The sequence below is a fragment of the Thermomonospora echinospora genome (assembly GCF_900108175.1).
Lineage (GTDB): Bacteria > Actinomycetota > Actinomycetes > Streptosporangiales > Streptosporangiaceae > Thermomonospora > Thermomonospora echinospora.
Map to the genome: position 1 here is coordinate 16,040 of NZ_FNVO01000023.1, position 19,143 is coordinate 35,182.

Consider the following 19,143-nt stretch of genomic DNA (forward strand, 5'->3'; position numbering starts at 1 on the left):
GTCCGCGGGCGGCTAGCGCACCGAGATGTGCACGTGGTCGTAGTGGTTCTGGGTGATGCTGCCGCGGTCGGCCATCCGGCGCCAGCCGCCGCCCCGGATGTTCCAGATGTGCTGCTTCCAGATCACGTAGTGGATGCCCAGCCGGGCGGCGTTGCCGGTCGCGTACGCCGCCACCTGGTCGCCATGCCTGAATGCGCTCGCGCTGGGCGTCCGCCCGCCCACGCTCTCCATGAAGTCGCAGGCCCGCCCGTACCCGTGGTCCTGGGCGTCGGCGCCGGTCCGGTAACAGCCGATCGTTGGGAACGGGCCGAACCGGTTGTTGAGCTCCAGCACCACCGCGCGCATCCGCGGCGTCATCCGGTTGCCCGTGATCGGGGTCGAGGAGCCGCGCAGCCCGTCGGGCCGGCCGGTCACCCGGGGCGCCTGCCGGACCGGGGCCCGCTGCCGTGACGGGGCCAGCACGGCGACCTTCGTACCGCGCGGCAGGATCTTCCGCAGCGTCCTGCCCAGCTTCTCCGGGCTGGTCTTGCGGGCGCTGACGATGAGGGCGTTGCCGCTGGGCAGCCCGAGCTCCCTGGCCCGCGTCCGCGAGACGACGGCGTCCACGTCGGCGATGCCCATCGTGGCGTACGCCCCGACGCGCACCTGGCCGGGGGCGGCGCTGCTGCCCGCGGTGACCGTGCCGCCCAGCGCCAGCCGCCCAGACTGGCCCAGGCCGAAGGAGACCACCAGGTCCCCGCTGGCCACCGACTGCCACAGCGGGTCGGACACCGCCGACGCCTGCGGGGCGAACGCGCGGAACGTCGAGGGGTCGACTCCCAGCAGCCCGACCCGCCGCCCCGCCACCTGGGCGCTGGCGGCGTCCACGACCTCGACCGCGGCCACCCCCTTGGTGCGCCGTGCACGTTCCACCGCCTCCGCCGGCAGCGTGCCGGGATGGGCCAGCAGCAGGTGCGGGGTGTGCTGCTCGCGCAGCGGCGCCACCAGTGCGGCGGCCGGGCGTGCGGCGTCGCTGGAGATGGACACGAACCGGTCGGGGGCCGCGATGGACGTGCGTTCGGCCGTTTGCCCGAGGTCACCGAAGGCCAGCACACACACGTCGGTGACCAGCGTGCCCGCCACCAGGACCCCCAGCAGGGCGGGCGGCCAACGGCGGGACCGGGGGACGGCGGAATGCTCCTTACGCCTGATGTCGTCTCCTACGCGGGGATCGCCGGACGAGGTGAGAATGCCACCCGCTGGGGCCGGTCGGCAACAGCCGTCCCACCGGATGCCGGCCCGTTGTCACTTCGCTCACAAGAACTCCGCGAGATTCGGTCCCCAGATCGGAAGAGCCCCGCCCACCCGGACCGTACGGTCATCGCCTGAATTCCGTTCTGCAGGGGGCGACCCCGGACCTTGAGGAAGGCTCCTGATGGCCACCGTGACCGTGAAAGAAACGGGCTGGGCCCGGCAGCGCGACCTGTCCCCGCACCCGGTGCCGCTGGTCGAGCGGATCGCCGTGGTGCTGTTTGTCGGCGTGCCGATCCTGGCCGCCTGCGCGGCGGTACCGTTCGTGTGGGGCTGGGGAATGGGCTGGACGGACGTCGCCATCCTCGCGGTGCTGTATCCGCTGAACGCCATCGGCATCACGGTCGGCTACCACCGGCACTTCACCCACGGCGGCTTCAAGGCCAAGCGGTGGCTGCGGATCACGCTGGCGATTCTGGGCGGGCAGGCCATGCACGGCTCGGTGATCCGCTGGGTGGCCGACCACCGGCGGCACCACAAGTACGCCGACGCCGAGGGCGACCCCCACTCGCCGTGGGAGTACGGGCCCGGCCTCGTCGGGCTCACCAAGGGCCTGTTCCACGCGCACATGGGCTGGCTGTTCACTAAGGACCGCACCTCGCGCCGCCGCTACGCCCCGGACCTGCTGGCCGACCCCGACATCCGGTTCCTGTCGCTCAACCCGGTGTACGCGCTGATCGTGCTCTCCACCTTCGCGGTGCCCTTCGCGCTGGGCGCGCTGCTCACCTGGTCCTGGCACGGCGCGGTCACCGCGCTGTTCTGGGGCGGGCTCATGAAGGTCTTCTTCGGCGACCACATCACGTTCTCGATCAACTCCATCTGCCACGTCTTCGGCAAGGCGGAGTTCCGGACCCGCGACCGCTCCCGCAACGTGTGGTGGCTGGCCATCCCCTCGTTCGGCGAGTCCTGGCACAACCTGCACCACGCCGACCCCACCTGCGCCCGGCACGGCGTGCTCAAGGGCCAGATCGACATCAGCGCCCGGGTGATCTGGGCGTTCGAGAGGCTCGGCTGGGTGTGGGACGTGCGCTGGCCCGACGAGCAGCGCCTGGCCGCCCGCCGGCTGCCCTGACATCCCCGTTCCGCCGGGCGCCCCGGACGCGGACCGGGCGATCTCCGCTCCGCAGGGGTCGTCCGGCCGCCGTCCCCGTCCCGTGACCACTGGAGACCCGCATGACCGTCCCCGCGCTACCGGACATCGACCGCACCCCGCTGATCACCCGGCTGGGACGCTGGGCGAAGGAGTACCCCGACGACCGTGCCTACACGTTCGTCGACTACACCACCGACGTCGAAGGGGCGGTGACCGACCTCACCTGGAGCGAGCTCGACCGGCGGGCCCGCGCGGTGGCGGCGGCGCTGCGCCGGGCGTGCCAGCCCGGCCGGCGGGTGGCGATCCTGGCGCCGCAGTGCATGGATTACGTGGTCGCCTTCTTCGGCGCCATGTACGCCAGGACCATCGGCGTCCCGCTGTTCTCCCCGGACCTACCGGGCCACGCCGAGCGGCTGCTGGCGGTCTACACCGACGCCGACCCCGAGTGCGTGCTCACCGTCTCGGCGGTGCTGCCGCAGGTCGAGGCGTTCCTCGACCGGAACCCAGTGCCCCGGCCCAAGCAGATCGTGGTGGTGGACGACCTCGGCGCGGACGACGCGGAGTGGACCCCTGAGGAGGTCCGTCCGGACGATGTCGCCTACCTGCAGTACACCTCCGGCTCCACCCGCACCCCCGCCGGCGTGATCATCACCCACGGCAACTTCGCCGCCAACGCCGTCCAGCTGTGGGGCGCCTTCGACGGGACGCCGCGCACCTCGACCGGCGTCATGTGGCTGCCGCTGTTCCACGACATGGGTCTGGTCTCGGTGTGCGGGCTGCCGCTGGTGTACGGAAACCCGGGCACGTTCATGGACCCGGTGGCGTTCATCATGCGGCCGGTGCGCTGGCTGGAACTGCTCAGCCGCTACCGGGACGTCTTCACCGGCGGCCCCAACTTCGCCTACGAGTACCTCACCGCCACGGTCACCGAGGAGGAGAAGCGGGGCCTCGACCTGAGCGGGGTCTCGGTCTTCATGAACGGCGCCGAGCCGATCCGGCCGAGCACGATGGAGGACTTCCTGGCGGCCTTCGCCGGCTGCGGGATGACCCCGCAGTCGCAGGTCCCCGCGTACGGGCTCGCGGAGGCGACCGTGTACGTCACCGCCTCGCGTCGCGACCGCCCGCCCACCACCACGGCGTTCGACCGCGAAGGGCTCGAACAAGGCGTGGCCCGCCCGTGCGGCCCTGATGACGAGAACGCCTCCCTGCTGGTCGGCTGCGGCGCCCCCTGGGGCCAGCACGTCCTCGTCGTGGATCCCGAGACGTGCGTGGCCAGGCAGGACGGGCAGGTGGGCGAGATCTGGGTGCACGGCCCCAACGTCGCGGACGGCTACTGGGGACGTCCGGAGACCACGGCCGAGCTCTTCCGGGCCGTCCTCGCCGAGCCCGCCGAGGGCGTCCCGGCCGGGCCATGGCTGCGCACCGGCGACCTTGGCCTGTGGCACGACGGCGAGCTGTACGTGACCGGCCGGATCAAGGACCTGATCATCGTCGACGGGCGCAACCACTACCCGCAGGACCTGGAGTACACCGCCTGCACCGCGCACGAGGCCGTCCGGCACGACTACGCGGCGGCGTTCGCGGTCACCGGCGACGACACCGAGGGCGTGGTGATCATCGCCGAGCGCAACCGCAGGGTGCCCGTCGCCCGGCTCGACCCGGCGGAGGTCGCCGCCGCGGTCCGCGCCGCCGTCCAGCTCCGGCACGACGTGCACCTGCGCGACTTCGTGCTGCTGGAGCCCGGCGGGCTGCCCAGGACCAGCAGCGCGAAGGTCGCCCGGTCGGCCTGCCGGCGGGCCTATCTGGACGGCACGCTTCCCGTTACCCGCCCGCACCAGGGGTGACTCGGGCCGGAGCGTGTTCCGGCCGGTAACGGTGCCCTATGGTGGTCCCCATGGCGGCATTGCACCACCCCGCGCGCGAGCAGATCCGGCTCGTGGACGTGATGCACGCCTTGGGCCACCCCATCCGGCTCGGCATCGTGCGTGCGCTGGCCTCCGGCGAGGAGACCTCCTGTGGGGCCATCGACGTCCCGGCCCCCAAGTCCACCCTCACCACCCACTGGCGGGTGCTGCGCGAAAGCGGTGTCATCCGCCAGCGTCCCGAGGGCCGCCGGCTCTACCTGACGCTGCGCCGCGACGACCTCGACGCGCGTTTCCCCGGCCTGCTCGACCTGGTCTTCGCCGAGGACGCCGAGCTGGTGCCCTGAGACGTCCCCGGGCCCGTGCCCGCCGCCGGGGACGTCAGTCCCACCAGAACGACCACGCCGTCTTGCCGCGGATCTCCTCGGCGTATCCGATCAGCGTGCCCGGCCCCTGGAACATCGTGTCGGGGCAGAACGCCCAGTGCTCGGCGGCGACCTGCAGGGCGTGCCGGGACGTCAGCGGCGGCGCGGCCACGCTGAGGTCCAGCGTGTTGAAGCCCAGCCCGACCACCCGGGCCCCGAACCGCTCCTCCCAGCCCCGCACCACGGCGGCCAGCGGGGCGGTCCACTCGTTGTGGTTGAGCGCCCCCTGCCACCCCATCGCGGTCAGCGCGTCGGCGCCCCGCTCCACGGCCGCCAGGCCCAGCGACAGGCCCCGCCGGGTCAGGGCGGCGGCGTACCGGTCGGCGAGCTCGTCCGGGTCGTGCACGGGGATGCCGGGCGGTGCAAGCCCCGGGCAGTTCTTGCCGTACGGATCCAGCTCGGAGTAGTCGCCGTCGATCTGGTGCGCGCACCAGTCCGACCACACCTCGGCCATGAACGCCGCCGGATCGTAGTTGTCGATCTCCGACACCGGCTCGGGCGCCACCTGCCCCGCCGACCAGGGCTGGGTGGACTCGTCCAGCAGCACCGGCCACAGGCCCGAGCGCGGGTGCTCACTGCGCAGCGTGCCCCACAGCCCGGCGGGCACGGGCCCGTCGCTCACCCAGAACGCCGGGCGGCGCACCGGGTGGCGCTGCGGGTAGCCGGGGTCCGGCCACACCACGGTCCCCGGCGGCAGCTCGGCCGCCAGGGTACGCCCTACGCCCCCGTCGCCGAACAGGTGCCGCAGACCGGGGGGACGCAGTTCTGCCGGCGGGGCGGGCCGGCGCTCGTGATCATCCATTTCGGGCCGTTTCGGTGCAGAAGCGTGCCAACAGGATCTTGGCACTCCGCAGGATGTTAGTGCGGTCGGTGCGCGTGGCGGTGCCGGGCGCCGATTCGGCTCGCATCCGTGACCCGCCCGGGCGGGACCGCCGGCGGGAGGGGCGCAACGGAGCGGGCCCGGCGCGGCGGCCGGCTCACGTCCGCCGGGGGCCGTTCCCGCTCAGTGCGGCCGGTCCGGGGTCGCGCCCGGGCCGGGGGGCCGTCTGCTCGGCCGCGGGCCGCTCGGCGGCCGAGCAGGGCGTCGCCTGGCTCGTTCCAACCGGGTCGCCGGCGGCCTTGATGGCCACGCTCGCCAGCGAGAGCACCAGGGTCACGTCGGAGTCGGTGGACAGGCCGATCCGCACCCAGTCGCCGCCGGGCCGCACCGCCACCCGGCCCGACCGCGCCAGCGCGGCGCCGAGCCGTTCGATGACCGGCCGGGTCAGCAGCAGCTCGGCCTCGTCGGCGGAATGCAGGTCGGCGGAATGCAGATGGAGGATCTGGCGGGGGCCGACCCCCAGGCCGAACCCGATCCCGCAGTCGGCCCGCCCGATGCTCACCGCGGGCCAGGTGTTCAACCGCTTCACGAGCCGGTCGGCGAAGGAGGACGCGCCACTCCCCAGGGCTGCCACATCGTTCATGGTCGCCGTCCGCCAGGGGACACGGAACCACCCGAGTCGAAATCGTTATCGCCGTCGTTGAATTCCGGTCGGCTGATGGTCGCCCGCCCGCCGCCGAACCGTTTACGGGCATGATCAAGAAACTTTCCGGCCGGACTGGAATCCGGCCGGACCGGAACACATCCGCCCCGGCGGGCTCCCGGTCGTGGCCGCCGCGGCCGGGCGTTCAGCCGGCGGGCGCCGTGGTGTCCAGTTCGAACCAGGCGGTGAGCCCGGCGTCGGTGCGGACGTGGTCCCAGCGGGAGGCCAGGTGGTCGACCAGGAACAGGCCCCGGCCACCCTCGGCGTCGACGCCGGACTCGCGCATCCGGGGCAGTTTCCCGGAGCCGGCGTCGGTCACCTCGATCCGGACACCGCTTTCGGTCTCCAGCACCACCACGGTGATGGCGCCCGTGCCGTGCACGATGCCGTTGGTGACGAACTCACTGGTGAGCAGGACCGCGGTCTCACGGTCGGGGTGATGGCGCAAGGTGCTGTCGACGAACCCGCGCGCCTGGGCGACATCCGTGGTGTTGCCGTCGAACGTCAGGATCCCGCGGACGGCGCCTACGGGTCCCGTTCTGCCTGCCGGCATGGTGACCTCCCCGTGCGGCTCGGGACGTGCACCGAGGCGTGGCCGTGTCCGTACTCGCTGACCGACTTGACCCGCCATGGTGACGTACCTGCCTTCCTGCCGACCGGACACTCCCTCGGCTCGGCGCCTGCCGTGGCCCGGCGCCGGGCGGTCCGCTCGGCCGTCTCATCCGACCATGCGGCCCGCTGCCAAGGCTTGTGGCGTTCCGAAAAGCGGGTGAGTGCTTGTTGTCAGCGCTCTGACAATGACAGTCCGGACGGGCGATCGGCCGGTCGCGCGCAGTGAAGTATTGAGTTGTTGTGACCGCCGGGTAAATTTTGCAAGATTTTCTGCCCGGTTCATCCGATGGCCGGGGGGAGCGATCCGGTAGGTGCCGCCGCCCTCCGGAAGGTCCGCGCTCCCGGGGTCCCGCGGGCTCTCGATGGGGTCGGGATGACACTGACCGTCGGTAGCGGGATCGCTACGGAAATTGTGTGGCCGTAGGGACCTCCATGCCGTTGCCCGGTGTCTGGAACGGGCCATAAAAGGCTCGCAGGAGGGCGGCGGAGGGCATTCTCTCAAAGGGTGCCGAAAAGGTCTCCGGAACGCCGTGGCGGGCCGCCGCGCGGCCGCCCGGCCGAGGTGCCGCCGGCCGCAGGCCGTTCACTGGAACGCGGGCGGCGGATCGGAAATCGCCGGGTGGCCATGGCGTTTGCCTGCCCGGCGATAAAGTCGTCGGGCCCGGCGGCCAATGGCGGCGGCCATTCCGGGGCCGAGGTAAACCGGGCGCAGACCCGTACGGAAGGCGACCGGGGGAACGGGCGGGCCGGGCGGACCGTGCCAAGTCCGAAGCGCGTGATCGACTTGCCGAAGACCCGGCCGTTGTGATCTGGTATTTCCTCAAAGTAACGATCACGGCCTTTTGGTCACCGGTCGTGTCCGCCACGCCGCCCGGCGGCGCGGCCGTCCACCGGGCGCAGAGAGGGGAACCCGCCCATGACCGAGGGGGACCGGATGGTCCGGGTCGGCGTCACCGGCGTGGCCGCCTTCCTGCCCGAACGGACGGTGACCAGCGAAGAGGTCGAGGCCCGCGTCGCCCGCGGCAGCGACGGCTACCGGCCGCTGCCGGGCATCGTCGCCCGGCTGACCGGGATCGGCACCCGCCACCTGGCCGCCGACGACCAGCAGGCCTCCGACCTGGCGGTGGGGGCCGCCCGGCGACTGCTGGAGCGGCGCGGCCTGACGCCCGGCGACGTGGACCTGCTGATCTTCGGCTCGGCCAGCCAGGACCTGGTCGAGCCCGCCACCGCGCACATCGTCTCGGCCAAGCTGGGCACCGGCTGCCCGGTGTTCGACGTCACCAACGCCTGCAACAGCTTCCTGAACGCCGTCCAGATCGCCGAGGCGCTCATCCAGGCCGGGCAGTACGCCCGGGTGCTGGTGTGCACCGGCGAGATGCCCTCGCGGGCGATCCGCTGGCGGGTGCGCGACCTCCGCCAGTTCACCGAGGCGTTCCCGGGCTACACGATGTCGGACGGCGGTGCGGCGGCGCTGCTGGAGCCGGTGCCGCGCGGCGGGATCTTCCACCGGGCGTTCGAGGCCGACTCCACCTCCTGGGACGTCGGTACGCTGCCCGGCGGCGGCACCATGCACCCCCGCGACCCCGAGTACACCTACTTCCATGCCGACGGCCGCCGGCTGCGGGACGCCTTCCTGTCGCTGGGCACCGGGCTGTTCGACAAGGCGCTGGCCGACACCGGACTGCGCTGGGACGACTTCGCCGTGGTCTGCGTCCACCAGGTCGCGATGCCCTACCTGGACCTGCTGCGCGAGCGGACCGGCATCCCCGCCGACCGGCTGGTGGTGACGCTGCCCGAGCACGGCAACCTGGCGTCGGCGACGCTGCCCCTGCAACTGGCCACCGCCCAGGAGGAGGGCCGCTGCGGGCCCGGCGACCGGGTGGCCCTGCTCGGCCTGGCCGGCGGCGTCAGCCTCGGCGCGGTCTTCCTGGAGCTGTGAGCCGATGAAGTTGTGGGTCGTCGTGCCCGCCTATAACGAGGGCGCGGGCATCACCGCGACGCTGGAGGCGTTGTCGGCCCAGCGGCGCGCCCCCGAAGGCGTGATCGTGGTCGACAACGCCAGCACCGACGACACCGCCGACGTCGTGCGGGCGTACGCCGCCGCGCATCCGGAGCTGAACCTGGAGCTGCTGCACGAGTCGCAGAAGGGCACCGGCTCGGCCGCCGACACCGGCATGCGCCACGCCATCGCCCGCGGCGCCACCCACCTGGCCCGCACCGACGCCGACTGCCTGCCGCCGCCGCACTGGACGACCGCGATCGTCCGCGCCTTCGACGACGGGCTGCAGATGGTGGCCGGCGGCCTCCGGCCGCGCACCGACGAGTTCCCGCTGACCTGGAAGGAACGGCGCCTGCTGCCGCTGTTGCAGGAGCTGGCCGCCCTGTTCGGCCGCTTCCGGCCCGCCAACCGGGACCCGGACTACCTCGGCCCCTACGTGATGAGCCCGGCCTGCACGCTGGCCATCACCGCCGAGCTGTACGAGCGGTCCGGGGGCTTCCCGCGCGCCCCGATCGAGGAGGTCCACGACGACCGCGAGCTGGTCAACCGCGTCCGGAAGGTGACCACGGCCTACGGGCGGCGCCGCGACGTGTGGGTGTACTGGTCGATGCGCCGGGCCCGGGCGTACGGGCTGCGCGGCACTCTGTCCTGGTACGCCGACCACGGCCACCGGCCCGAGGTGGTGGACGTCCGCCTGCCCGTGCGCAGACCCCGCCGCCCTCCGGCCGACCCGCCGAAGGCGCCCCGGGTAATCGACGACGCCGACCTGGTCGGGCGGGTGCTGGCCCAGGCCGAGCGGACCCCCGGGGCCGTGGCGCTGGTGCACGGCCCCGGTGACCGCCGGATGACCTATGGGGAGCTGCGGCATCGGGTCCTGGCGGTGACGCACGGGCTGCGGCGGGCGGGGCTGCGGCCCGGCGACGGCGTGCTGGTCGGCGTGCGGCACTCGGCCGAGACCGTGATCATCGCGTTGTCCGTGGTCGCCGCCGGAGGCACCCTGGTGATCTGCGACCCGGGGGCGGGTCCGCAGATGTTCGCCGCCCGGCTGCGTGCCGCCCGGCCCCGCTGGGTCATCGCCGAGTCGGCCCTGTACTCCCTCAACCGGCTGGGCGTCCTGCGCGGGGTGGCGCGCCGGGCCGGGCTGCTGCTGCCCGGCGTCACCGACCTGCGGATGCGCCACGTCCACGTCGGGCCGCGGCTGCCGGGCGTACCCGCCGGGGCGCTGGACTTCGCCGCCCTGATGCGCGGCCCCGCGCCCGAGCCGGACGGCGAACGCGACCCCGGGGCGCCCGCCGTGGTGGTGTTCACCTCGGGGACGACCTCCCGGCCGCGCGGCGTCGTGCACTCGGCGGCGTCACTGGCCGCCGGCCTGGAACTGTGCCGCGAGCGCTTCCCACTCGGGCCCGGCGACGTGGTGCACGACGCGGGGTTCATGCTCGGGCTGCCCGCGCTGCTGGCCGGTGCCCGCTGGTCGATCCCGTCCGGCCGCGACCCCGTGGACGGCTTCCTGCCCGAGGTGGCGCGGCGCGGCGTCACGCACGCCTTCTGCGTGCCCGTCCATCTGGCGCGGATGCTGGAGGAGACCGACCGGCTCCCGCGGTCCCTGCGCTACCTGCTGCTGGGCTCGGCGCCGGTACCCCCGGCGGTGCTGCGGCGCGCGGTGGCGGCGGCGGGGGAGCGGACCGAGGTGCTGTCGGTCTACGCGATGACCGAGATGCTGCCGGTCTCGATCGCCGACGCCCACGAGAAGTTCGCCCACTGGTCCGGCGGTGCCGGGGGAGACCTGCTCGGCGCGCCCCTGCCCGGGGTGGCCGCGCGGATCGCCGACGATGGCGAGCTGCTGCTGCGCGGCCCCAACACCTGCCTGGGGTACCTGGGCGACCCGCCGCTGGAGTGGCTGGAGACCGGCGACCTGGCCCGCCTGGACCAGCGGGGTCGGCTGGTGATGGTCGGCCGCAAGAAGGACATGCTGATCCGCGGGTCGGTCAACATCTACCCGGGCCTGTACGAGCCGGCCATCGCCGCGCTCCCGGGCGTGGCCGAGGCCGCGATGGTGGGCCTGCCCGACCCGGTGACCCGGGACGAGGAGGTCGTGGTCGCGGTCCTGCCGGACGGCAGCGTGCCCCCGGACGCGCTGCCGGCCCGCCTGCGCCGGGAGCTGCCGGAGGTGATCGACGCCGGGGCGCTGCCCGACCGGATCGTCGTCCTGCCCGGTTTCCCCCGCGCCGGCCGATCCCACAAGCTGGACCGCGCGGCCCTGCGGGCCCTGGTCGGGCGGCAGCGGGCACTGGCCGAGTGAGGACCGCCCGGGCGGTCAGTCCTCGAAGCGGATGCGCTCGCCGGAGCGCAGCCGGTCCAGGCCCAGCCAGATGAACTCCACCGCCATGTTCTCGGCCTTGCGGCGCGGGGTGTCGGGATGCTCCAGCCACCACGACACCATCGACAGCATCGACCCGTACATCAGCGGTGCCAGCAGCCGGGCGCGGCGCTCGTTGGCGGCCAGCTCGGCGGGCGACAGGGCCGGGTTGGCGCGGCGGCGGCGCAGCAGCAGCCCGGCGAACTCCTCGCCCATCCGGTCGCGGATCCCCCGCAGGTCGTCGCCCACCTCCGGCTTGTCCAGATGCCGGATGACCAGCGCCCAGCCGGCCGGTTCCTCGGTGGCGTAGTCGAACAGCGTCCGCACCATCGCGCGCACGCCCTCCACGGAGGAGTGCGTGGAGGCCGCGGCGGTGCGCATCCGGTCCGTCAGCTCGGCGACGATGGCGCCCGTCACCTCCGAGAACAGCTCCTCCTTGGAGGTGAAGTGCTGGTAGAGCAGCGCCTTGGACACCCCCGCGGCCGAGGCGACGTGCTCCATCTGGGTGAGATGGAAGCCGCGCCGCCCGAACTCGCCCAGCGCCGCCGCGAGCAGCTGCTCGCGGCGGCGCGCGTACGGCATCCGCTGCCGGACACCGCCCGCCCCCGTGGAGTTCGTCATTTGCCGAGATACCTACCCAGTTCGGCGCGGGCGACGGAACGGACGTGCACCTCGTCCGGGCCGTCGGCCAGTCGCAGGGTGCGCAGCGCCGCCCACATCTGGGCCAGCGGGGTGTCGCCGCTGACGCCGGCGCCGCCGTGTACCTGGATGGCCCGGTCCACCACCTCCAGCGCGACCCGGGGCGCGATCACCTTGATGGCGGCGACCTCGGCGCGGGCGCCCTTGGCGCCGTGCCGGTCGATCAGCCAGGCGGTCTTGAGGGTCAGCAGCCGGGCCTGCTCGATGGCCATCCGGGACTCGGCGATCTGCTGCTGGATCACGCCCTGCCGGGCCAGCGGCTTGCCGAAGGCGACCCGGGAGACGGCCCGCTCGCACATCAGCTCCAGCGCCCGCTCGGCCATGCCGACGGCGCGCATGCAGTGGTGGATGCGGCCGGGGCCGAGCCGGGCCTGGGCGATGGCGAAACCACCGCCCTCCTCGCCGACCAGGTTCGCCACCGGCACCCGCACGTCGGTGAAGGTGATCTCGCAGTGCCCGTGCTGGTCGGAGTAGCCGAACACGGGCAGCGGCCGGACGACCTCGACGCCGGGGGTGTCCATCGGCACCAGCACCATCGACTGCTGCCGGTAGGGATGGCCCTCGGGGTCGGTCTTGCCCATGACGATCATTATCTGGCAGCGCGGATCGGCGGTGCCGGTGATCCACCACTTGCGGCCGTTGATCACGTACTCGTCGCCGTCGCGTTCGATCCGGGTGGCGATGTTGGTGGCGTCGGAGCTGGCCACCTCGGGCTCGGTCATCGCGAACGCGCTGCGGATCTCCCCGTCCAGCAGCGGGCGCAGCCACCGCTCCTGCTGCTCGGGGGTGCCGAACATGTGCAGCACCTCCATGTTGCCGGTGTCCGGGGCGGCGCAGTTGGTCGCCTCGGGGGCCAGGTGCGGGGAGCGGCCCATGATCTCGGCCAGCGACGCGTAGTCGGTGACCGTCAGGCCGTGCGCCGGGTCGTCGGCGTCGGGCAGGAACAGGTTCCACAGCCCGCGCCTGCGGGCCTCGACCTTGAGTTCCTCGACCACCGGGGGGACGGTGTGCTGCTGTCCGGCGGCGGTCAGCTCGGCCCGCTGGGTCGCGTAGACGGTCTCGGCGGGGTAGACGTGGGTGTCCATGAAGTCGCGCAGACGGGCCGTGTATTCCTGGGCCCGCGGGCTCAAACCGAAGTCCATGGCGCTACAGTAACTGACGAGTCAGTCACATACTTGCCGAGGCAGGAAACCTGGAGGTGCGGATGGACGCCGCGAGCCGTGCGGGCGACAGCGCAGCGGGCGCCGGATACGCCGGGAAGGTCGCCTGGATCACCGGAGGAGCCGGTGGCATCGGCGCGGCCGTCGCGCGCCGCCTGGCCGCCGCGGGCGCCCGGGTGCTGGTGTCCGACATCGACGCCGAGCGCGGGAACGAGCTGGCCGGGGAGATCGACGGCGCGTTCGTGCGGTGCGACGTGCGCGACCCGGCCGACAGCACGGCCGCCGTCGCCGCCGCCACCGACCGGTTCGGCGGGCTGGACATCGCCTTCCTCAACGCCGGGGTGACCGGCGACTGCGGCCTGGGCCGCGACTTCGACCCCGAGGCCTACCGGCGGGCCATGGCCATCAACCTCGACGGCGTGGTCTACGGCGTGGCGGCGGCCCTGCCGGCGCTGCGGGCCCGCGGCGGCGGGGACATCGTCGCCACCGCCAGCATGGCCGGGCTGACCGCCACCCCGTTCGACCCGATCTACGGCGCCAACAAGGCCGCGGTGGTCGGGCTGGTGCGCGCGCTGGGCCCCAACCACCTGCCGGAGGGCATCCGGATCAACGCGCTGTGCCCGTCGTTCGCCGACACTGACATCATCACCGACATCAAGGAGCACCTGGAGCAGACGGGCTTCCCGATCCTCGAGGTGTCCGACGTCGTGACGGCGTTCATGCAGATCCTGGCTTCGGACGGCGCCGGCGAGGCATGGTACGTGGTGCCTGGCCGTCCCTCCGAGCCGTTCAAGTTCCGCGGGGTCCCCGGTCCCCGCTGACCGAAGAGAGGCGATCATGCGAGCCATCCAGATCACCGAGTTCGGCGGCCCCGAGGTGCTGACGCCGGCCGAACTGCCCCGGCCCGTCGCCGGTCCCGGCGAGGTGCTCATCGAGGTCTCCCGCGCCGGGATCAACTACGCCGACACCCACCAGGCCGAGGACAGCTACCTGAGCCGCTCCACACTGCCGATGGTGCCCGGCGGGGAGGTCGTGGGGCGGACCGCCGACGGCCGCCGTGTCGTCGCGCTGACCGGGTCCGGCGGGTACGCCGAGTGGGCCGTCGCCTCCGCCGCCATGACCTGGGAGGTGCCCGACGGAGTGGACGACGTCACCGCGCTCGGCATGGTCGTCCAGGGCGCCTCCGCCTGGGTGCTGCTGCGCCGCAGCGTCCACCTGGCGCCGGGGGAGACGGTGGTCGTGCACGCCGCCGCCGGCGGTGTCGGCACCCTCGCCGTCCAACTCGCCAAGGCGTGGGGCGCCGGCCGCGTCATCGCCACCGCCTCCTCCAAGGACAAGCGGGAGCTGGCCCTGGAACTGGGCGCCGACGTCGCCGTGGACGCCGGAGCGGAGGACATGAAGTCCGCGCTCATCGAGGCCAACGACGGCAGGCGCGTCGACGTGGTGCTGGAGATGACCGGCGGCACGGTCACCGACCAGAGCCTGCGGGCCCTGGCCCCGTTCGGCCGGCTGGCCTTCTACGGCATGGCCTCGCGCAAGCCCCCGGCGCCGGTCGACCCCGCCACCCTGATGGCGCACTCGACCACCATCGCCGGGATGTGGCTGACGCACGTGTTCCGGCTGCCCGGCGACGTCATGCGCACCGCCCTGGACGAGCTGTTCGCACTGGTCGCCGAGGGGCGGCTGCGCGTGATCTGCGGCGGCGAGTACGCGCTGGACGAGGCCCGCAAGGCTCACGAGGACCTGCGCGCCCGCCGCACCACCGGCAAGCTCGTCCTGGACCCCTCCCGCTAGCGCATCCGCCCGTCCCACCGCGATCGGGAAGGGCCGCGAGCCCCGACGACCACGGGCCCGGCGGCCCGGTGCACGCCACCGGGCCGCCGGGCGGTGTGAGGAGGGCCACTTTCCAGCGCGTACCCTGGCGGCGGACGAATCCGGACATCGGGGGCGAGGTCTCCCGGCGGCCGATCGTTCAGTGAGCTGTAATTCCGGGGATACGGCTTTCCCCCTGACTCTGGGACGATCGCGCTATGACGTGTGGGGTCTATGTCGCGGCCGGTGACGCCGCCAGCCTGAAGGCGACGCTCGCCCTCGGCATGACCGAACTGCTGTCGCGGCAGGTCGGCACGGTCGGGGTGTTCCGCCCGGTGGTCCGCCGGGACGCCCGCGACGACCTGGTCGAGACGTTGCGCGCCCGCTTCAAGCTGTCCTGTGACTACGCCGAGTGCGTCGGGGTCACCTACGACGACCTCGCCGCCGACCCCGAGGCCGCCGTCGCCGAGATCACCAAGCGTTACCGGCAGCTGGCCGACCGGTGCGGGGCCGTGGTCGTCGTCGGCACCGACCACACCGACGTCGACGTGCCCGCCCCCGCCGGATTCGACGCGGCCATGTCCGCCCGCCTGGACATCCCCGTCCTGCTGGCCGTCAACGGCCTGGGCCGCACCCCCGAGCAGGCCGCCGCCGCGGCCGACCTGGCGGTCAAGGAGGCGCGCAACGAGCAGGCCGACCTGCTGGCCGTGGTGATCACCAGGACGGACCCCCGGCGGCTGGAAGAGGTGCGCCGCGCCGCCGCCCGCCCGGACGGCCCACCGGTCTACGCGCTGCCCGAGGTGGCCCGGCTGGACGCCCCGACGATCAGCGGGCTGATGGACTCCTGCGGCGGCTACCTGATGCTGGGGGAGGACCACCAGCTCGGCCGGGAGGCCACCGGGCTGATGGTGGGCGCGATGTCGCTGCCCAACATCCTCAACCGGCTCAGCGAGGGCGTGGCCATCCTGATCCCCTCCGACCGGGCCGCCTCACTGCTGCCCGGCCTGCTGGCCGCGCACGCCGCGCCCACCTTCCCGGCGCTGTCGGGGATCATCCTGACCGGCGGCATGGAACTGCCGGAGGCGGTGGCCCGGCTGCTGGACGGCATGTCGGTCCGGCTGCCGGTGATCATCACCGAGGGCGACACCTTCGAGACCGCCACCAGGCTGTCGGCCGCCACCGGCCGCCGCTTCACCCCCGACGCGCACGGCAAGATCGAGACCGCGCTGGGGCTGTTCGCCGACCATGTCGACGGCACCGCGCTGGCCGCCCGGCTCGGGGTGCGCCGCAGCCCCGAGATCACCCCGCTGATGTTCGAGTACGAGCTGCTGGAGCGGGCGCGCGCCGACCGGCGCCGCATCGTGCTGCCCGAGGGCTCGGACCCGCGTGTGCTGCACGCCGCCGACGTGCTGCTGCGCCGGGGCGTGGCCGACCTGACGCTGCTCGGCGACGAGGAGGCCGTCCGCACCGAGGCGGCCGAGCTGGGCCTGGACGTGTCGGCCGCCCGGGTCGTCAGCCCCTACGACCGGGAGCTGCGCGAGCGGTTCGCCGTCGAGTACGCCAAGGTACGGGCGCACCGGGGCGTCACCTACCGGCTGGCCCGCGACCTGGTCACCGACGTGCAGTACTTCGGCGCGCTCATGGTGCACCTGGGGCTGGCCGACGGCATGGTGTCGGGCGCGGTGCACACCACCGCGCACACCGTCCGCCCCGCCCTGGAGATCGTCAAGACCGCACCGGGCGCCGGGATCGTCTCCAGCGTCCACTTCGTGTGCCTGCGCGACCGGGTGCTGCTGTACGGCGACTGCCTGGTCGTCCCCGAACCGGACGCCGGGCGGCTGACCGGCATCGCGCTGTCGGCCGCCGCCACCGCCCGCCGGTTCGGCATCGACCCGCACCTGGCGCTGCTGGCGCACCCGGCCGGCACGCGCGGTGGCGGCGAGCAGGCGCGCGCCGCGACCGCCCTGCTGCGCCAGCGCGCCCCGCAGCTGCCGGTGGCCGGCCCGGTCACCCACGAGGAGGCCGTGGAGCGCCGGGAGGCCACCGTCTACGTCGTGCCGGACCTGGACGTCGGCGACGCCCTGGTGCAGCAGCGGCGGGCCGCCGGGGCGGCGGTCATCGGCCCCGTGCTGCAGGGCCTGCGCAGGCCCGTCAACGCGCTGCCGCCGCGCGCCACCGTCCAGGACATCGTCAACGCCGTGGCGATCACCGCGATCCAGGCGCAGTCACCGCCCGATCAGCCCGCCAGCCCGTTCTCGTAGGCGTACACCACGGCCTGGGTGCGGTCACGCAGCGCCAGCTTGGTCAGCACGTGCCCGACATGGGTCTTGATGGTCTGCTCGGCCAGCACCAGCTCCGCGGCGATCTCCGCGTTCGACAGCCCGCGCGCGATCAGCCGCAGCACGTCCAGCTCGCGCGGGGTCAGCGTGGCGGTCGCCGCCGGGCTGGGCCGCTGGTGGCGCCGCCGCCGCGCGAAGTCGCCGATCAGTCGCCGGGTGATGGACGGGGCCAGCAGCGCGTCCCCGGCGGCCACCACCCGCACCCCGTTGATCAGGTCGGCCGCCGGGGCGTCCTTGAGCAGGAACCCGCTGGCGCCCGCCCCCAGCGCCTCGTAGACGTACTCGTCCAGGTCGAAGGTGGTCAGCACCAGCACCCGGGGCCCGGCCGGCGCGGCGCCCTCCTCGGGGGCCCCGCCGACGATCCGTGCGGTGGCGGCCAGCCCGTCCATCTCCGGCATCCGGATGTCCATGACCACCACGTCCGGATCCAGCTCACCGGCCAGCGCGACGGCCTCCAGCCCGTTGCCGGCCTGCCCGACCACCTCGATGTCGGGGGCCGAGGACAGTAGGGCGACCAGGCCGTCCCGGATCATCACCTGGTCGTCAGCGATCAGCACGCGAATGGTCACGATCAACACTTTAGGACCGCCGCGCCCCGGGGCGTACCCGGCTCCGGTGGGCTCGGCCCGCTGAGCCCGGCCGTTCGGGCCCGACCGTCCGGGCTCAGCCGTCGCCGTAGGGCAGTTCGGCCACCACCGTCCAGCCCCGCGGCTCGGCCGGGCCCGCCGACAGCGTGCCGCCGAGCATCGCGACGCGCTCGCGCATGCCGACCAGCCCGTGCCCGCCGCCGGGCTCGGCCGGGGAGGTACGCGGCCCGTCGTCGGTCACCGATACCGCCAGCGTCCGCCGCCCGTACCGGACCTCCACCCACACCCGGGCGCCCGGCGCGTAGCGGGAGGCGTTGCTGAGCGACTCCTGGACGATCCGGTACGCCGACAGGTCCACCCCGGCCGACACCGGCCGCGGCACCCCCACGATCGCCGCGTCCACCGACAGCCCCGCCCGCCGCGCCCCGCTGACCAGCTCCTCCAGCCGCTCCAGGCCGGGCTGCGGGCGCCGTTCGGCTCCCTCATCCTCCGACCGCAGCAGCCCCACCACCCGCCGGGTCTCGGTCAGCGCGTCCCGGGCGGCGTCGCGGACGAGCGCGAAGGTGTCGCGGGCCGCGTCCGGCAGGTCCGGGATCTTGTACGGCGCCGCCTCCGCCTGCATGGCGATCACCGACATGTGGTGGGCCACCACGTCGTGCAGCTCGCGGGCGATCCGGGCGCGCTCCTCCAGCCGGGCCTGCCGGGCCAGGTCCTGACGGCGCAGCGCCTCCTGCTCGGCCAGGCTCAGCTCCGCGGTGTAGCGCCCGCCGACCGCGTCGCCGAACGCCAGCACCAGCACCACGATCCCGGCCAGGATCAGCCCGAACCAGTCGGGCATCCCGGCCACCACCACCCCCGGCACGATCAGCCCGCCGACGCTGACCAGCCCGGCCCCCACCGCCACCGGCCGGTCGTAGCCCACCGCCGTGAAGAACAGGATCACCACGAACGCCAGCCAGGAGGTCACCGGCCACGGCCAGAAGTAGTCCTCGCGCAGCAGCAGCGCCCCGGCCAGCAGGCCCAGCGCGCTGATCCGCCAGGCCGCCAGCGGCCAGCGCGGCGCGAACGCCAGCGGCGCGGCCTGCATCAGGGCCAGCACCACGGCCAGCATGGCCGGGGGACGGGGGTCGAAGATGTTCAGCGGGATCGCGATCGTGCCGCCGGTGAACCCGACGGCCATGGCGGTCACCAGCAGCAGTTCCAGCCAGCGGACCCAGCGGCGGCCGGGCATCAGGACGCGCGGCGGCTCGTTGGGCGCGCGGACGGCGGCGTCCAGCACCGCCTGGCGGAGCGCGGCGTCGCTGAAGCCCGCCCTGCGGGGGTGACGGTCAGTGGGGTACTCGGACATTTGCCCAGAGCCTAAGCCCGGGCGGGCCGCGGCGGCCT

16 protein-coding genes are annotated in these 19,143 nt (G+C 73.7%); 8 read left to right on the top strand and 8 right to left on the bottom strand.

Features of this window, described 5'->3' with window-relative positions; translation table 11 throughout:
• Positions 1–12: 12 nt before the first annotated feature.
• The gene (locus C4U03_RS33075) at positions 13–1,122 is read right to left on the bottom strand and encodes a hypothetical protein (protein WP_103943640.1); all 1,110 of its coding nucleotides are present in this window, start codon (positions 1,120–1,122) and stop codon (positions 13–15) included.
• A 292-nt stretch (positions 1,123–1,414) separates the two neighbouring features.
• On the opposite strand from C4U03_RS33075, the gene C4U03_RS33080 reads away from it, so the two are divergent.
• From C4U03_RS33080 to C4U03_RS33090, 3 genes are all read left to right on the top strand, one after another.
• The gene (locus tag C4U03_RS33080; protein WP_103943643.1) at positions 1,415–2,362 is read left to right on the top strand and encodes an acyl-CoA desaturase; all 948 of its coding nucleotides are present in this window, start codon (positions 1,415–1,417) and stop codon (positions 2,360–2,362) included.
• Positions 2,363–2,463: 101 nt separating this feature from the next.
• Positions 2,464–4,227, top strand: coding sequence for a fatty acyl-AMP ligase (locus C4U03_RS33085; RefSeq protein ID WP_103943645.1), 1,764 nt, complete (start codon positions 2,464–2,466; stop codon positions 4,225–4,227).
• 50 nt (positions 4,228–4,277) lie between these two features.
• Entirely contained in the window at positions 4,278–4,592 is a 315-nt protein-coding gene (locus tag C4U03_RS33090) for an ArsR/SmtB family transcription factor (protein WP_103943787.1), read from the top strand.
• Positions 4,593–4,626: 34 nt separating this feature from the next.
• Here the strand turns inward: C4U03_RS33090 and C4U03_RS33095 are convergent, their stop codons facing one another.
• From C4U03_RS33095 to C4U03_RS33105, 3 genes are all read right to left on the bottom strand, one after another.
• Positions 4,627–5,472, bottom strand: a complete 846-nt coding sequence (locus C4U03_RS33095; protein WP_103943647.1) for a DUF4253 domain-containing protein — start codon at positions 5,470–5,472, stop codon at positions 4,627–4,629.
• Between the two features lie 175 nt (positions 5,473–5,647).
• Positions 5,648–6,133 (bottom strand): luciferase domain-containing protein, encoded by a 486-nt coding sequence (locus C4U03_RS33100; protein ID WP_103943649.1) that lies wholly within the window; start codon positions 6,131–6,133, stop codon positions 5,648–5,650.
• Between the two features lie 205 nt (positions 6,134–6,338).
• Entirely contained in the window at positions 6,339–6,746 is a 408-nt protein-coding gene (locus C4U03_RS33105) for an ATP-binding protein (RefSeq protein WP_103943651.1), read from the bottom strand.
• A gap of 975 nt (positions 6,747–7,721) precedes the next feature.
• On the opposite strand from C4U03_RS33105, the gene C4U03_RS33110 reads away from it, so the two are divergent.
• Positions 7,722–8,744: a 3-oxoacyl-ACP synthase III family protein gene (locus tag C4U03_RS33110; RefSeq protein ID WP_103943653.1), complete on the top strand. Its 1,023-nt coding sequence runs from the start codon at positions 7,722–7,724 to the stop codon at positions 8,742–8,744.
• Between the two features lie 4 nt (positions 8,745–8,748).
• Positions 8,749–11,103: an AMP-binding protein gene (locus C4U03_RS33115; RefSeq protein WP_235018292.1), complete on the top strand. Its 2,355-nt coding sequence runs from the start codon at positions 8,749–8,751 to the stop codon at positions 11,101–11,103.
• 15 nt (positions 11,104–11,118) lie between these two features.
• Here the strand turns inward: C4U03_RS33115 and C4U03_RS33120 are convergent, their stop codons facing one another.
• The gene (locus C4U03_RS33120; protein WP_103943655.1) at positions 11,119–11,781 is read right to left on the bottom strand and encodes a TetR/AcrR family transcriptional regulator; all 663 of its coding nucleotides are present in this window, start codon (positions 11,779–11,781) and stop codon (positions 11,119–11,121) included.
• Positions 11,778–13,001 (bottom strand): acyl-CoA dehydrogenase family protein, encoded by a 1,224-nt coding sequence (locus tag C4U03_RS33125; protein ID WP_103943657.1) that lies wholly within the window; start codon positions 12,999–13,001, stop codon positions 11,778–11,780. Before C4U03_RS33125 ends, C4U03_RS33120 begins: the two co-directional genes overlap by 4 nt.
• Positions 13,002–13,063: 62 nt before the next feature.
• On the opposite strand from C4U03_RS33125, the gene C4U03_RS33130 reads away from it, so the two are divergent.
• The 3 genes from C4U03_RS33130 (at position 13,064) to pta (ending at position 17,092) form a co-directional block, all read left to right on the top strand.
• On the top strand, positions 13,064–13,840 hold the full coding sequence (locus tag C4U03_RS33130; RefSeq protein ID WP_103943791.1) for an SDR family NAD(P)-dependent oxidoreductase: 777 nt from the start codon (positions 13,064–13,066) through the stop codon (positions 13,838–13,840).
• 16 nt (positions 13,841–13,856) lie between these two features.
• A complete protein-coding gene (locus C4U03_RS33135; RefSeq protein WP_103943659.1) occupies positions 13,857–14,813 on the top strand; it encodes a quinone oxidoreductase family protein in 957 nt (318 codons plus the stop codon).
• A gap of 236 nt (positions 14,814–15,049) precedes the next feature.
• Positions 15,050–17,092, top strand: a complete 2,043-nt coding sequence (gene pta / locus C4U03_RS33140; RefSeq protein WP_103943661.1) for a phosphate acetyltransferase — start codon at positions 15,050–15,052, stop codon at positions 17,090–17,092.
• Here pta and C4U03_RS33145 read toward each other — a convergent pair.
• Both C4U03_RS33145 and C4U03_RS33150 read right to left on the bottom strand, forming a co-directional pair.
• Positions 17,068–17,739, bottom strand: a complete 672-nt coding sequence (locus tag C4U03_RS33145; RefSeq protein WP_103943793.1) for a response regulator — start codon at positions 17,737–17,739, stop codon at positions 17,068–17,070. The genes pta and C4U03_RS33145 overlap by 25 nt on opposite strands.
• A 94-nt stretch (positions 17,740–17,833) precedes the next feature.
• The gene (locus tag C4U03_RS33150) at positions 17,834–19,105 is read right to left on the bottom strand and encodes a sensor histidine kinase (protein WP_235018293.1); all 1,272 of its coding nucleotides are present in this window, start codon (positions 19,103–19,105) and stop codon (positions 17,834–17,836) included.
• Between the last annotated feature and the right edge of the window lie 38 nt (positions 19,106–19,143).